Source organism: Streptomyces sp. CB02058, from assembly GCF_001905505.1.
Classification (GTDB): domain Bacteria; phylum Actinomycetota; class Actinomycetes; order Streptomycetales; family Streptomycetaceae; genus Streptomyces.
In genome coordinates this window covers 73147-85999 of the sequence record NZ_LIPG01000001.1, presented here as the reverse complement: position 1 = coordinate 85999, position 12853 = coordinate 73147, and the positions used below count along the sequence as shown (strand labels likewise).

Annotated in this window: 16 protein-coding genes and 1 pseudogene; 10 read left to right on the top strand and 7 right to left on the bottom strand. The window is 71.2% G+C overall.

The window, feature by feature from the left end:
* Positions 1-67: 67 nt before the first annotated feature.
* Positions 68-517 carry a hypothetical protein gene (locus tag AMK10_RS00455; protein ID WP_143194934.1) on the bottom strand — a complete coding sequence of 150 codons (450 nt, stop codon included), beginning with the start codon at positions 515-517 and terminating at the stop codon, positions 68-70.
* 82 nt (positions 518-599) lie between these two features.
* Here AMK10_RS00455 and AMK10_RS00450 point away from each other — a divergent pair, with 82 nt between their 5' ends.
* The 6 genes and pseudogenes from AMK10_RS00450 to AMK10_RS00425 all read left to right on the top strand — a co-directional run bounded on the left by AMK10_RS00450 (position 600) and on the right by AMK10_RS00425 (position 4939).
* A complete protein-coding gene (locus AMK10_RS00450) occupies positions 600-1121 on the top strand; it encodes an ATP-binding protein (RefSeq protein ID WP_073743587.1) in 522 nt (173 codons plus the stop codon).
* A gap of 56 nt (positions 1122-1177) precedes the next feature.
* Positions 1178-1771, top strand: coding sequence for a DinB family protein (locus tag AMK10_RS00445; protein ID WP_073743585.1), 594 nt, complete (start codon positions 1178-1180; stop codon positions 1769-1771).
* A gap of 87 nt (positions 1772-1858) precedes the next feature.
* Positions 1859-2368 (top strand): annotated as a pseudogene (locus tag AMK10_RS00440) (GNAT family N-acetyltransferase); the annotation flags it as partial.
* A 118-nt stretch (positions 2369-2486) separates the two neighbouring features.
* Entirely contained in the window at positions 2487-2822 is a 336-nt protein-coding gene (locus tag AMK10_RS00435) for a deoxyxylulose-5-phosphate synthase (RefSeq protein ID WP_073743583.1), read from the top strand.
* 50 nt (positions 2823-2872) lie between these two features.
* The gene (locus AMK10_RS00430; protein ID WP_073743581.1) at positions 2873-3361 is read left to right on the top strand and encodes a MarR family winged helix-turn-helix transcriptional regulator; all 489 of its coding nucleotides are present in this window, start codon (positions 2873-2875) and stop codon (positions 3359-3361) included.
* 105 nt (positions 3362-3466) lie between these two features.
* A complete protein-coding gene (locus AMK10_RS00425) occupies positions 3467-4939 on the top strand; it encodes an MFS transporter (RefSeq protein WP_073743578.1) in 1473 nt (490 codons plus the stop codon).
* A gap of 8 nt (positions 4940-4947) precedes the next feature.
* On the opposite strand, the gene AMK10_RS00420 is transcribed toward AMK10_RS00425, so the two are convergent.
* Entirely contained in the window at positions 4948-5589 is a 642-nt protein-coding gene (locus AMK10_RS00420; protein WP_073743576.1) for a TetR/AcrR family transcriptional regulator, read from the bottom strand.
* Positions 5586-6359 (bottom strand): TetR/AcrR family transcriptional regulator, encoded by a 774-nt coding sequence (locus tag AMK10_RS00415; protein WP_073743574.1) that lies wholly within the window; start codon positions 6357-6359, stop codon positions 5586-5588. The genes AMK10_RS00420 and AMK10_RS00415 overlap by 4 nt, the downstream gene beginning before the upstream one ends.
* 95 nt (positions 6360-6454) lie before the next feature.
* On the opposite strand from AMK10_RS00415, the gene AMK10_RS00410 reads away from it, so the two are divergent.
* Complete coding sequence (locus tag AMK10_RS00410) at positions 6455-7414, top strand: ATP-binding cassette domain-containing protein (RefSeq protein WP_073743572.1); 960 nt, start codon at positions 6455-6457, stop codon at positions 7412-7414.
* Positions 7407-8180 carry an ABC transporter permease gene (locus AMK10_RS00405; RefSeq protein WP_073743570.1) on the top strand — a complete coding sequence of 258 codons (774 nt, stop codon included), beginning with the start codon at positions 7407-7409 and terminating at the stop codon, positions 8178-8180. Before AMK10_RS00410 ends, AMK10_RS00405 begins: the two co-directional genes overlap by 8 nt.
* Here AMK10_RS00405 and AMK10_RS00400 read toward each other — a convergent pair.
* From AMK10_RS00400 to AMK10_RS00390, 3 genes are all read right to left on the bottom strand, one after another.
* The gene (locus AMK10_RS00400; RefSeq protein WP_241839450.1) at positions 8161-9258 is read right to left on the bottom strand and encodes an aminoglycoside phosphotransferase family protein; all 1098 of its coding nucleotides are present in this window, start codon (positions 9256-9258) and stop codon (positions 8161-8163) included. The two genes, AMK10_RS00405 and AMK10_RS00400, sit on opposite strands and share 20 nt — an antisense overlap.
* Positions 9259-9329: 71 nt before the next feature.
* Complete coding sequence (locus AMK10_RS00395; RefSeq protein ID WP_073743568.1) at positions 9330-10106, bottom strand: HAD family hydrolase; 777 nt, start codon at positions 10104-10106, stop codon at positions 9330-9332.
* Positions 10107-10158: 52 nt separating this feature from the next.
* On the bottom strand, positions 10159-11088 hold the full coding sequence (locus AMK10_RS00390; RefSeq protein WP_073743566.1) for a GntR family transcriptional regulator: 930 nt from the start codon (positions 11086-11088) through the stop codon (positions 10159-10161).
* A 253-nt stretch (positions 11089-11341) separates the two neighbouring features.
* Between AMK10_RS00390 and AMK10_RS37575 the strand changes: the two genes are divergently transcribed.
* Complete coding sequence (locus AMK10_RS37575) at positions 11342-11506, top strand: hypothetical protein (protein ID WP_198959597.1); 165 nt, start codon at positions 11342-11344, stop codon at positions 11504-11506.
* Between the two features lie 55 nt (positions 11507-11561).
* On the opposite strand, the gene AMK10_RS00385 is transcribed toward AMK10_RS37575, so the two are convergent.
* A complete protein-coding gene (locus AMK10_RS00385) occupies positions 11562-12434 on the bottom strand; it encodes a winged helix-turn-helix domain-containing protein (protein ID WP_073743564.1) in 873 nt (290 codons plus the stop codon).
* Between the two features lie 164 nt (positions 12435-12598).
* Between AMK10_RS00385 and AMK10_RS37400 the strand changes: the two genes are divergently transcribed.
* The gene (locus AMK10_RS37400) at positions 12599-12766 is read left to right on the top strand and encodes a hypothetical protein (protein WP_158070861.1); all 168 of its coding nucleotides are present in this window, start codon (positions 12599-12601) and stop codon (positions 12764-12766) included.
* The last annotated feature ends 87 nt before the right edge of the window (positions 12767-12853 follow it).

Genomic DNA, 12853 nt, shown 5'->3' with positions numbered 1-12853 from the left:
CCGCATCGATCCCAGGCGGGCCAGGCCCCGGAACTCCGGCACGAACCACTCAGCCGGTACAGGACGCCTACCCCGCCTCGTACGGCAGCACCCGATGGGCCGGGTCCTGCTCGGGGCCGATCTCCCGGGAACCCCGTGCGTACGTCCCGCAGAACTCCACCGGCTCCTCGAAGGTGACCGCCGGCAGAGGCACGGCGCCCGGCACGGGGACGGCCGGGCCGATCGCATAGCGGTGGAGCGTCACCTCGGAAGCGGCCTCGGGCGTCCGCGTCGAGGAGAAGGACAGGACGTCGCCCGGCGGACCCGGCTCGCCTTCGACCGTCCACTCCGCCCGCAGTTCCAGCAGCCCCGGCTCCGGACACCGCCACCGCAGGCGGGTGACGCACAGCGCGTCGGCGTTGAACCATGCGCTCCAGCCCCGGCCGTCGCCGAGGAGTCCCAGCTCGGAGGCCTCCATCGCCCCGTAGGAGAACGGGACGCTGCTCCAGTGGCCGACCAGCGCGTCGTCGAGGTCCATCCAGGAATTCTCGGGCATCCGCCGAGACCCCGCCTCCAGCGCGACCGGCCCCGCGGACCCTCGCGGCACTATCGTCGGGCCCATGATCGTATGGCTCAACGGCACCCACGGCGCGGGCAAGACGACGACCAGTGCGCTCGTGCGGGAACTGATACCGGATTCACGGGTGTTCGACGCCGAGAAGGTCGGCGAGACGCTCATGGACATCACACCGGGGCTGCCCTGGACCGGCAACTTCCAGCACTGGCCGCCCTGGCGGCCGCTCGTGGTCGAGACGGCCCGCCATGTGCTCGACTACACCGGCGGCACCCTGGTGATGCCCATGACCGTCCTGGTCGAGCAGTACTGGCGCGAGATCAGCGCCGGCCTGGCCGCACACGGCATCCCGGTACGGCACTTCGTCCTCCACGCCGACCAGGACACCCTCCGCGGGCGCATCGAGGGCGACGCCCATCTCGGCCCCTCGACCTTCCGCCTCGACCATCTCGAACCGTACGCCGAGGCCGCCCGCACCTGGCTGCACGCCGAGGCCGAGGTCGTCGACACCACTCGCCTCACGCCCGCCCAGGCCGCCCGGCGGATCGCGGAGGCCGTCAAGGGCTGAGTCCGGCGTACGCAAAAGCCGGTGGACAGGCGCCGCTCCGTCGGCAGACTTGCCGCATGACCTCACCGGACGCCAAAGCCGACCTCCTCTTCTATCTGCAGTCCGCCCGCGACGCCCTGCTGTGGAAGCTCGAAGGGCTCTCGGAGTACGACAGCCGTCGCCCCCTGACCCCGACCGGGACCAACCTCCTCGGCCTGGTGAAGCACGTGGCCAGTGTGGAGCTGGGATACCTCGGCGACACCTTCGGGCGGCCGTCCGGTGAGCACCTGCCCTGGGTCGAGGAGGGGGCCGAGGACAACGCGGACATGTGGGCCACCGCCGACGAGTCGCGGGAGCAGATCGTGGGGCTCTACCACCGGGCCTGGGCGCACTCCGACGCGACGATCGGCGCACTGGCGCTGGACACGGCCGGCAGGGTGCCGTGGTGGCCGAGCCACCGGGACCAGGTGACGCTGCATCACGCCGTCGTACGCGTGATCGCCGACACGCACCGGCACGCCGGGCACGCCGACATCCTCCGGGAGCTCATCGACGGCGCCGTGGGGATGAACGAGAACAACGACAGCATGCCGCCGGGCGACACCGCGTCCTGGGAGAAGCACCGGAACAGGGTGGAGCAGGCGGCCCGCGAGGCCGACGGGGGCAGGTGACACCGGGCGCGGGCCGACTATGGTCGGAGCATGGCCATGGACGACATCCGCACGGCGCCGCGGTTCCACGGCGTCACCACCGAACGGGCGGACGTCACGCTGGACGTCGTCGACCCGGATCATCCCGACGCCCGGCACTGCCTGCACTCCTTCTTCGCCGAACTCCAGGAGCGCTTCGACACGGGCTTCGACCCCGCCCGCAGCCTGCTGCCCGACGCGGGTGAACTCCGCCCCCCGCACGGTGTGTTCCTGGTGGCCAGGCTGCAGGGCGAGCCGGTCGGCTGCGCCGGGCTGAAGCTGCCGGCGGGCGCTCCGGCCGAGGTCAAGCGCATGTGGGTCGCCCCGCACGCCAGGAACCTCGGCCTCGCCCGCCGCTTCCTGCACGAGCTGGAGGCGCGGGCCGTCGGGCTCGGGCGGGACGTGCTGCGGCTGGACACCAACAGGGCGCTCGACGCGGCGATCCGGCTGTACCACTCCGCGGGCTACCAGGAGGTGCCCGCCTTCAACGACGAGCCGTACGCCCACCTCTGGTTCGAGAAGCGGATCGGGCCGCTCCCTCTCCAGGGCACCGAGGGCCCCGGGGCGTCGGGGCCGTGACACGGGCCGACGGCCCAGCAGGACCACCGGGCAGCACCGGACGCCCGAGCGGGACCAGCCCGCCTCAGCCCCCGTAAACCGGTCGAACAGCGGACCGTCGCGGCTCTACCCTGACCGCATGCCCCACGCCAAGACCTCGTTCGTCTGCCTGCCCTGCCGGGCCTCGTACAAGCAGCCGTACGACAGGGAGCGGCCCGACCGTGTCTGCCCCCGGTGCGCCGGGGCGCTGATCCATGCCGGGTCCGCCTTCGCGGCTCCCCGGCGGCGGGACACCGCGGCGTGGCGCACCCTCTCGGTACTGCTGAACGCGGGCGTCCGCTTCCACAAGAGCTGCTGCGGAGGACCGGGTTACCGCCCGCGCACGCTGCGCGAGGTGAAGGAGCGGATGGCGTACGCGGAGTCCTCGGGCGAGCCGTTCGCCCGCGTCCTGGTCCAGTGGCAGCCGCACCGATAACGTCCTCTTCGGGACGATCTACCACGGTACGAATTGCTACGCTGGCGGGCATGACCGCCCTGACCCCCGCACGCACCGCGCCCGACCTGTCCTTCCTCCTCGACCACACCAGCCATGTCCTGCGGACCCGGATAGCGGCGGCGCTCGCCGAGATCGGACTGACCGCGCGCATGCACTGCGTCCTGGTCCACGCCCTGGAGGAGGAGCGGACGCAGATCCAGCTCGCGGAGATCGGCGACATGGACAAGACCACGATGGTGGTGACCGTGGACGCCCTGGAGCAGGCAGGGCTCGCCGAGCGGAGGCCCTCCACCCGTGACCGGCGGGCTCGGATCATCGCCGTCACCGAGGAGGGGGCCGCGATCGCCGCGCGGAGCCAGAAGATCGTCGACCAGGTGCACCAGGACGCCCTGGGCTCACTGCCCGACGCCGACCGCGAGGTCCTGCTGCGCGCCCTCGGCCTGCTGGCCGACGGCCATCTGGCCACCCCCGTGGAGAACCCGCGTCCGGTACGGCGGGCACGGCAGGGCCAGAGGTAGGCCGGGCGGCCGGGACAGTCACCCCTGGAAGGTCCGTAAAATATAGTCTGCAACAAAACCATCTGCTACGGTCTCTCCTGTTGAGCCATTCGACAGGAGAGACCGATGTCCGTTGACGCACCGCGCACTGCCTCAGGCACGTCCGAGCAGACCGGCACCACCGAACCGAATGCCCGCACCCGCGCCCTCGCCCTCGGGGTGATCGCCGCCGGCATGCTGACGCTCACGCTCGACGGCTCCATCGTGACCGTGGCGATGCCCACCATCCAGCGCGACCTCGGGTTCACCTCCGCCGGCCTCAGCTGGGTGGTCAACGCCTATCTGATCGCCTTCGGCAGCCTGCTCCTGCTCGCCGGACGGCTGGGCGATCTGCTCGGCCGGACCCGGATGTTCCTCGCCGGAACCGCGGTGTTCACGGTCGCCTCCGTGCTGGCGGGCGCGGCGACGACCCCCGCGATACTCATCGGCGCCCGCTTCCTCCAGGGCGTCGGCAGCGCGATGGCCTCCGCCGTCGGCCTGGGCATCCTGATCACCCTGTTCAGCGAGCCCCGCGAACGAGCCAGGGCCATCGGCGTGTTCGCCTTCACCGGAGCGGCTGGCGCGTCCATCGGCCAGGTGCTGGGCGGGATCCTGACGGATGCGCTCAGCTGGCACTGGATCTTCTTCATCAACCTGCCGATCGGCGTGGTGGCCCTCCTGGTCGCCCGCCGGGTCCTGCCCGCCGACCGGGGCATCGGGCTCTCCGCCGGGGCCGACGTGATCGGGGCCGCGCTCGTGACGGCGGGGCTGATGCTGGGGATCTACACCGTGGTCAAGGTCGAGGAGCACGGCTGGGTCTCCACGCACACGCTCGGCCTCGGGGCCGTCTCCCTCGTGCTCCTCGCCGGCTTCGTCGTCCGCCAGGCCACCGCACGGACCCCCCTGATGCCCTTGCGCGTCCTGCGCTCCCGGAGCGTCGCCGGGGCCAATCTGGTCCAGGCCCTCATGGTCGCCGCCCTGTTCTCGTTCCAGATCATCGTCGCGCTGCACCTGCAGAACGTCCTCGGATACGGCGCGTCCGCGACCGGCCTCGCCCTGCTCCCCGCGGCCGTCGTCATCGGCGGCGTCTCCCTGGGTGTCTCGGCCCGGCTGAACACCCGCTTCGGCGAGCGCACCGTCCTGCTGTCCGGGATCGCCCTGCTGATCGGCGCCCTCGGCTTCCTCACCCGCATCCCCGTGGACGCCCGTTACGCCACCGATGTGCTCCCCGTGATGCTCCTCGCGGCCGGATTCGGGCTGGCGCTCCCCGCGCTGACCTCGCTCGGCATGTCCGGCGCGGGCAAGGACGACGCCGGACTCGCGTCCGGGCTCTTCAACACCACCCAGCAGATCGGCATGGCCATCGGCGTCGCGGTCCTCACCACCCTGGCCGCGGCCCGCACCGACCGGATGCTCGGCGAGGGCCACAGCCGGGCCGAGGCCCTGACCGGCGGCTACCAGCTCGCCTTCACCATCGGCACCGGACTGCTCGTCGCCGCCTTCGCCGTGGCGTTCCTGGTCCTGCGTCCCGCCCGCCGGGCCGAGCCGGCCGGGCTCTAGGCCGGGCTCTAGGCCGGGCTGCCGGGACCCTCGGTGAACAGTCCCCGCTCCAGCTGCCCGAAGGCGAGCCCGGCCGCCGTCACCGCGTCTCCGTGGACCTCGTCCGCGCTCTCCCCCTCGTCGATCCGCCGCCAGTTCTCCTCCGCGAGAATCCGCAGTACGACGACGATCTGACCCGCCGCGAGACGCGCCGGGAGCGGAGCGGCGGGGTCCAGAGCGCGGGCGAGCGCCGCTTCGGAGCGCCGCTGGTAGGCGAACATGCGGGCGACGAGCGACGGAGTCCCGTACAGCAGGCGGAGGTAGGCCAGCACCTGCGGGACGTCGCAGAGCCCGGTCACCGGGTCCCGGCGGTCCAGGCCGTCCAGGAAGTGCGCGCGCAACGCCTCCAGGGGCGTGGTGCCCTCGGCCCGCCCCGCGACGACGCGGGCCGACTCGTCCTCGTGGTCGGCGAACCGGTGCAGGACCAGGTCCTCCTTGGCCGGGAAGTACCGGAACAGCGTCGGCTTCGAGATGTCGGCCGCGGCGGCCACCTCGGCCACCGAGACGTTGTCGAAGCCCCGTTCGAGGAACATCGCGATGGCGGTCTCCGACACCGCCTCGTAGGTCAGCTGCTTCTTGCGTTCGCGCAGGCCCGGCTTCGGGGTGTTCATGACGGCCCGCTCTTTCCGATGAGGGCCTCGACCCCGTCGAGCACCCGGTCCAGCCCGAAGACGAAGTCGTAGTCGGCGTCGTCGGGTTCGCTCATGGCGTCGGTGGCCAGCAGCCTCGACAGCGCGGGATGGCGCACGGGGTCGACCAGCCGCTTCACGGTCCGCTCCCACTGCGCCATCACCTCCTGGACCGGTACGCCCTTCGTCTCGACGGCGGCGGCGAGATCGCTCATCAGCAGGGCCTCGTTCCGCACGAAGCCGTTGACCAGCAGGATGACGGAGATCTTGTCCCCCTCGCTCAGCCCGCTGCCCTCCAGCGCCTGGAGGCCCTGCTCCCACCAGGCGACCGAGTGGGGGCTGGCCGGGGGACCCGAGATCGGGATGCGCAGGGACCACAGATTGCGGTGGAACATCCGGCGCTGGGCCCACGCCCACTGGCGCAGCCCCTCCCGCCAGCCCGCGCCCTCCTCCAGGGCGGGCAGGGGCGAGGGCGCGCCCATCGCCACCTCCTGCATGAGGACGTACAGCTCCTCCTTGGCGGAGACATAGCGGTAGAGCGACATCGTCGAGGCGCCGAGCTCCTTGGCGACCCGCCCCATCGAGACGGCCGAGATGCCCTCCGCCGCCGCGACCTCCACGGCCGCGGCGACGATGCGGTCCAGCGACAGCCCGGGCTTCGGACCCTTGACCGGGCGCTCCCGCAGCCCCCACGCGGCCTCGATGCTCGCCGGCAGGCCCGTGCCACCCGCCACGTCGTCGTTCTCCGTCACCCGAAGCCGCCTTCCCCTGTCGTGGCTTGCCACCATCCTAGTTATGCGTAATGCTTACGCAGTAACGCGTATGTCATACGCAAAGGGGGATCACCATGAACGACGACGTCATGATCGAGGCCCACGGCCTGACCAAGTCCTACGGAAAACCGGGGGCCCGGGTCCGCGTCCTGGACGGTGTCGGCCTTCGGGTCGCACGCGCCGGCATCCACGCACTGCTCGGCCCCAACGGCGCCGGCAAGACCACGACCGTGCGCATCCTCGCCACGCTCACCACACCCGACTCCGGCACGGCACGCGTCGCCGGGTACGACGTCGTCGCCGACCGGCGCCGGGTGCGCCGGGCCATCAGCCTGACCGGGCAGTTCGCCGCCGTCGACGAGACGCTGACCGGCGAGGAGAACCTGCGGATGATGGCCCGGCTGACCGGCCTGAGCCGCGCCCGGGCCGGCCAGCGGGCCGAGGAACTCCTCGTACGCTTCGACCTCACCGACGCGGCACGCCGCCAGGCCCGTACGTACTCCGGGGGCATGCGGCGGCGCCTGGACCTCGCGGCCGGGCTGGTCGGATCGCCCGAGCCCGGCGTCTTCTTCCTCGACGAGCCCACCACCGGGCTCGACCCGCGCAGCCGCCGCGAGCTCTGGGAGGTGGTCCGCGGCCTCGCGGACCGGGGCGCCGCCGTGCTGCTCACCACCCAGTACCTGGAGGAGGCCGATCAGCTCGCCGACCGCATCGCCGTCCTGGACGGCGGCCGGATCGTCGCCGAGGGCACCCCGGACGCCCTGAAGTCACGCGTCGCGGGGCACCGCCTGGACCTCGTGCTCACCGGCCGCGAGGCCTATCTGCGGCTCGCCACCCGCGCCGTCCACCACTCCCCCGAGACCCTCACGCTCGGCATCCCCACCGACGGCACCGCCGCCCAGGTGCGGGCCCTGCTCGACGAGATCGACCCGCACCGCACCGACGTCGAGCGCTTCTCCCTGCACAGCGCGACCCTCGACGACGTGTTCCTCGCACTCACCGCCGCCACGAAGGAGGTACCGGCCCATGTCTGACGCACCCGGAGCACTCACCCGTGCCACGGTCCTCACCGGCCGCGGCCTGCTCATCAGCCGCCGCAACATCGACGCCGTCATCACCTCGATGATGCTGCCGATCATGCTGATGCTGATCTTCGTCTACTTCTTCGGCGGCGCGATCGACACGGGGGCCGCCCACGACTCGTACGTCATGTACGTCGTCCCGGGCGTCCTGCTGCTCTGCGCCGGATTCGGCTCGGCCACCACCGCGGTCGCGGTGAGCGAGGACATGAAGGGCGGCATCATCGACCGCTTCCGCTCCCTGGACATCGGCGGAACGCCGGTGCTGGCAGGCCATGTCGTGGCCAGCACCGTGCGCAATCTCGTCTCCACCACACTGGTCTTCGCCGTCGCCCTGCTCATCGGCTTCCGGCCCGCCGCCACCCCGGCCGGCTGGCTCGCCGTCGGCGCCGTGCTGCTCGCGTACATCGTGGCCCTGTCCTGGCTCTCGGCCGCCATCGGCCTGCTCGCCCGTACCCCGGAGGCGGCCGGAGGGTTCACCTTCTTCATGTCGTTCCTGCCCTACCCGAGCAGCGCGTTCGTCCCGGTCGACAGCATGCCCGGCTGGCTCCACGGCTTCGCCGACCACCAGCCGGTCACCCCCGCCATCGAGTCACTGCGCGGCCTCCTGCTGGACCAGCCGGTGGGCAACGCCCCCTGGATCGCGCTCGCCTGGGCGGCCGGGACCCTGCTGGTCGCGGTGGTCCTGTCGGGCGCGCTGTTCAGGATGCGGACGCGGTGACACCCGCGGACTGCCCGTGGAGCCGGCGGGCGTAGGCGGCCATCACCCGGCGGAGCGAGGGGACCGAGTCGAGACCGAGCGGAACCCGAGCCCTCGACAGCACCTCGCGGACACGGTGCGCGGTCACCGGGAGCCGGGCCAGGGCGGGCCCGGCTCCCGGCTGCTCCAGCGCGATGGCGCCACGGATCACATCGGTGTACACGGACTGGACACGCTTGTACGCCAGCAGAGTCGCCAGATCCTCACGCCACCCCTTCGCGCACTCGGGCCGCACCGCCCCCACCGCGTCGGCCCAGAGCCCGGCGATCCGCCCGGCCTCCCGGGGGGAGTACCGCATCAGGTGCAGATGCGTGGCGAGGTCGTACAGCGGGTCCCCGACCATGGACAGCTCCCAGTCGATGGTCCAGAGGTCGTCCGCCGCGTCCACGATGAGGTTCAGCCGGTGCAGGTCCCCGTGGATCAGCGTGAACGGACGGTCCGTGAGCAGCCGGGCCCTGCGCCGGATGCCGTCCAGGGCCCCTTCCGGCACCCCGAGTTCATGGAACAGCGAGCCGAACCGGTCGATGTGGCGCCGGTGGACCTGATCCCGCGTGAAGGTGGCCAGGCCGTCCAGGAACGCCCCCGTGTCCCCGTCGGCCGGATGGTCCGCGGGTGCGCAGACGCGCTGCCCGCCGACCGAACCCGCGTCGAGGGCCACCAGCTCACCGAAGAGCTGCCCCAGCTGCCCGGCATGGTGCGCGGAGAGCGCTCCGGCCGGGCCCCGGCCGAGCGTCCGCCCCTCGATGAACCCCTGCAGCAGGACGTGCTCGTCGAGCACGACGATCTCGGGGATCCGGCTGACCCTGCCGCGCAGGTCCAGCAGCAGCCGGTCCTCGGAGAGGAAGCACCTGCGGTCGAAACGGAAGAGCTCCGAGCGCGGCTCGTGGACCTTGCAGCGCAGGGATCCGTCCGGCAGCGGGAACACGTACGTCTCGCGGTAGTGGCCTCTGAACGGGCCCTCGATCAATGTCCCACCGTACGACTGGCCGGGACGGACGCCGAGGTACTCGCGCACGTCCGTCGTGGTGTCGACTGTCACCGCCTGCTCCCTCGACCGTGAAAGGCCGTGAGCGGTCACCGGCCGGTGACCCGCAGGGGCAGACCCTGCCGCTACCCTCGGGCACCGACCGGCAGCGTTCCCGCTCCCGGCTCCCTCAACTGCACGCGCCCGCGTGCCGTTTCCACAAGACCCCGCAGCGACGGCACCGTCCACCCGGCCCCGACGTCCACCAGGGCACGGCGCTTGTCCTCGTTCACCGCATAGCCAATGAACGGTACACCGACCGCCTTCGCGGCCAGGCAGTCCGCGGGCGAATCCCCGATCATCACGGCCGCAGCCGCGGTCGAACCGGTCGACTCCAGGGCCCGGACCAGGCAGTGGGGGTCCGGCTTGAGCAGCGCCGGATCGGACGTACGCCCGTGGATGTGCTCGTGCGCGAGTACGGAGGGCTCGTGACGGCCGAGGAAGCGGACGACGGCGGCCGGGGAGTTGTTGGTCGTGACCGCCTGCCGCCAGCCACCGGCGTCGAGCGCACCGATCAGGTCCAGCGCGTGCTCCGTCGGTGTCGCGCTGGCCGCCGCCTCGACCTCCTCGGCGGTGAGGCAGCGCTCGGCGTGGACCGTCACCGGATCGTCCCCGTAATGCTTGGCGACCGCCTGGAGCAGGGCCAGGGGGTCGTCGGTCCCGTCGGCTGCCACCCCGGGGTCGCAGCCGAAGGCGCGCAGTTCGCGGGCCAGCCGCGCCGCCACGCCCTCGGCCGGGCGGCCGGCGAAGAGCCGGCACAGCGGGCCGTCGAAGTCGAGGAGGACGCATTCCGCGGCCGCGAGGACCGAGGACGGGCCGGACATCCGGGCAGCGGAGGGGGCGGCATCGCGCCGGACACTCACGTCAGCGGTTCCTTCGGGAGGGCCGTCACAGGGATGGTCGTGCGGGGCACGGTCAGAACGTCGCCTTCGTCGCGAGGTTGTCCCAGGTGGCGTCGAAGAACTGCCGCGCCGCCCGGACCACTCCCGCCTGCTCGGGGGTGGAGTCGGCCGAGGCCCGGAAGGGATACAGAGTGGCCCCGGTGCCGTAGGCGTCGTACGTCGCGACGTCCTCCCCGTCCGGCAGGGTCGCGGTGCCCTCCTCCGGGATGTAGAAGCCCTGGAGCACCACCCTGTTGTTCAGGATGTACAGCTTCATCTGGGGCGCGAAGGGGACCAGCCGGACCTGCACGTCGACCTCCTCCACGATCTTGAGCCGGCGGAGTTCGTACAGGGCGTTCCGCAGCATGGTCACGTGGCTGTGCAGGATTCCGCCGAGCCGCGCCCGCACCCGGGGGTCGTCCTCACCCGACACCTGCCGGGGGATCGCCAGCGCCGCCGACTCGGTGTTGGGGAGCAGCAGCCGCGCGGTGATGCTCCGGGGCGGGCTGATCTCCTTGGCGACGATGCGATCCTTCTGGTCGACGACCCTCGCGGCGAGCGACTCCGTCGTCATCGAGAAGACGTCGAGCCTGACCACGTTGGCCTCGAACGCCTCCACGAGATAGGGCCGCAGGAGCACGGGCGGTACGCGCTCGGAGACCACGGCCCACACATCGCCCTCCGGGCGCGCGGTGGGAGCCGGAACGCGAGGGGAGTCCCCCGCCTCGGACGCCACGAAGGACCCGCTGCCCTGCCTGGTGACGATCAGCTCCTCCTTGCGCAGGAGGGACAGCGCCTGATTCACCGTCGCCCGCGAGACGTTGAAGCGCGCGGCGAGCTCCTCCTGCGTCGGGAGGCGTTCACCGGGGCGCCGGGCCTCGCTGTTGATCTCCTTGCGCAGCTCATCGGCGACCCATCGGTACTGGAACGTGGCATCACGCGGGGCAGAACCATGACTTGTCACGCTGCAACCATACAACTACGCGGCGAACAAGGTGAGATGACGCACTGACGCTCTTCACCGAACCTACAACTACCAAACAACCAGACAAGTTTGCGAGGTAGTTACCCGAGGGTATAAGTACGACAAGTCAAACGGGGGACTTGTAAGGGCACTTGTTGTCCGGTCTCTGCGCAGCGTCGCGCACACTCCACCGGTCTCCCCTCACCCAGCGGCGCACCGCGCCGATCCCTCCATCTGGGAAGGAGTGACCGCCATGCCTCTGATCACCCTGGGCCTCGAGCAGATCATTCAGTGGAAGTACGGCGTCATGGGCAGCCTCGGCGTCGCCCTGCTGGGCCTCGGCCTCAAGGTGGGCAACTCCAACTGCGCCTGCGCCGGCGCCCTCATCCTGGCCCTGCTCTTCACGCCGACCGACTGACATCGTTTCGCCGGCGATCCAGGTCGGCGAAACGGTGACGGGCGGCAGGATCGCCTCAGTCGGCCAGATCCGTCGCGATGGTGGACCACAGGCTGTCGAACCACTGCTGCGACTGCTCCACGAACGCCTCGTCACGCACCCCGCCTCCGGAACGCGCGAACGCGAAGAGCTTCGAGTGGCTGCCCAGCGCGTCGAACATCTCCACCTGGCTGTCGCCGATGCTCTCGCTCCGCTGCGTCACGGTGTAGTACGCGAACAGCGCCTCGTCCCCGTTGAGCAGATAGAGCTTCATGGGCGGAGTGAACGGGATCTCCCGCAGCGACACCTCCACGTCGAGGCCATGGGTGCTGCGCAGCACGCTGAGGTAGTGCCGCAGCGACCCGCTCTGCCCATCGCGGAGCCTGAGCCAGCGCGCGTGCACCAGGTCCGGCTCGCCCTCCCCGTCGACGGACCGGGGGAAGGCCAGATCCAGATGCCGCCCGGGCAGCAGGATGCGCACCCGCACCGACCCCGGACGGAGCCGCCCGGACCGTATCTGCTGCACCGGTTCCGCGATGGCCAGGGCAAGGGACTCCGCCGTCAGACAGAGCGCGTCGATGCGGACGTCCGGCGCTGCGAACGCCTCCAGGACGCGCGGCCCCAGCGCCGCCGAGGTCTGGAGCGGCCCCGAAGCCGCCCCCGGACCCGCCGCGACCCGCGCGGGAGCACCCCGGGTGACCGCGGTGAGCAGCCCGTCCTCCTGGAGATGCCTGAGCGCCTGCCGGATCGCGGCCCGCTCGACCTGGAACTCCTCGGCGAGGGCCGCCTGGGTCGGCATGGGCTCCCCGGGCCTCAGCACTCCCGTACGGATGCGCCCGCGCAGGACCTGCGCCACCTCCTCCGGAGAAGGCTTTCCGCCACCGCTCGTTGCCGTGCGTTCTTGGGTCACGACAGAACGCTACAACTACTCACCATCTCATGGAAGTTACGGGCCCGTTGGTTAGTGAATCTTTCCAACCGGGGACAACTCAAGAGAAGTTGGCGACCAAGTTCGACCAACATCGCTTCGCGCGAACCATCTTCTCAGCACCCGTCCCCCGAGGAGGCCCAGCCATGCCCTTATTCACGCTGTTCGCGGAGCAGTACCTCGAATACCGGCTCGGCTTCATGGGGGTGCTGAGCGCCACCCTCCTCTACACCGGGCTGAAGCTCGGTGACGAGCACTGCGCCACGCTCGGTGCGGTGCTCCTCGTCGTGCTCGTGGTGGGCACCGCCCTGTAGCTCCCACCAGGGCGTTCCTCGCCGAGATGCGGGCCGTGTAAGCGCGTGGAAGATGGGACAGGTGGCAAAAGTCATCCCGACCCAGGA

What these genes read in the sequence shown, in the direction of transcription:
- AMK10_RS37575 (WP_198959597.1), top strand. Translation starts at nt 11,342, where the DNA reads ATGCCTCTGATCACCCTGGGCCTCGAGCAGATCATTCAGTGGAAGTAC.
- AMK10_RS00435 (WP_073743583.1), top strand. Translation starts at nt 2,487, where the DNA reads ATGCCCCACGCCAAGACCTCGTTCGTCTGCCTGCCCTGCCGGGCCTCG.
- AMK10_RS00425 (WP_073743578.1), top strand. Translation starts at nt 3,467, where the DNA reads ATGTCCGTTGACGCACCGCGCACTGCCTCAGGCACGTCCGAGCAGACC.
- AMK10_RS00445 (WP_073743585.1), top strand. Translation starts at nt 1,178, where the DNA reads ATGACCTCACCGGACGCCAAAGCCGACCTCCTCTTCTATCTGCAGTCC.
- AMK10_RS00450 (WP_073743587.1), top strand. Translation starts at nt 600, where the DNA reads ATGATCGTATGGCTCAACGGCACCCACGGCGCGGGCAAGACGACGACC.
- AMK10_RS00455 (WP_143194934.1), bottom strand. Translation starts at nt 517, where the DNA reads ATGGACCTCGACGACGCGCTGGTCGGCCACTGGAGCAGCGTCCCGTTC.
- AMK10_RS00430 (WP_073743581.1), top strand. Translation starts at nt 2,873, where the DNA reads ATGACCGCCCTGACCCCCGCACGCACCGCGCCCGACCTGTCCTTCCTC.
- AMK10_RS37400 (WP_158070861.1), top strand. Translation starts at nt 12,599, where the DNA reads ATGCCCTTATTCACGCTGTTCGCGGAGCAGTACCTCGAATACCGGCTC.
- AMK10_RS00405 (WP_073743570.1), top strand. Translation starts at nt 7,407, where the DNA reads ATGTCTGACGCACCCGGAGCACTCACCCGTGCCACGGTCCTCACCGGC.
- AMK10_RS00420 (WP_073743576.1), bottom strand. Translation starts at nt 5,589, where the DNA reads ATGAACACCCCGAAGCCGGGCCTGCGCGAACGCAAGAAGCAGCTGACC.
- AMK10_RS00410 (WP_073743572.1), top strand. Translation starts at nt 6,455, where the DNA reads ATGAACGACGACGTCATGATCGAGGCCCACGGCCTGACCAAGTCCTAC.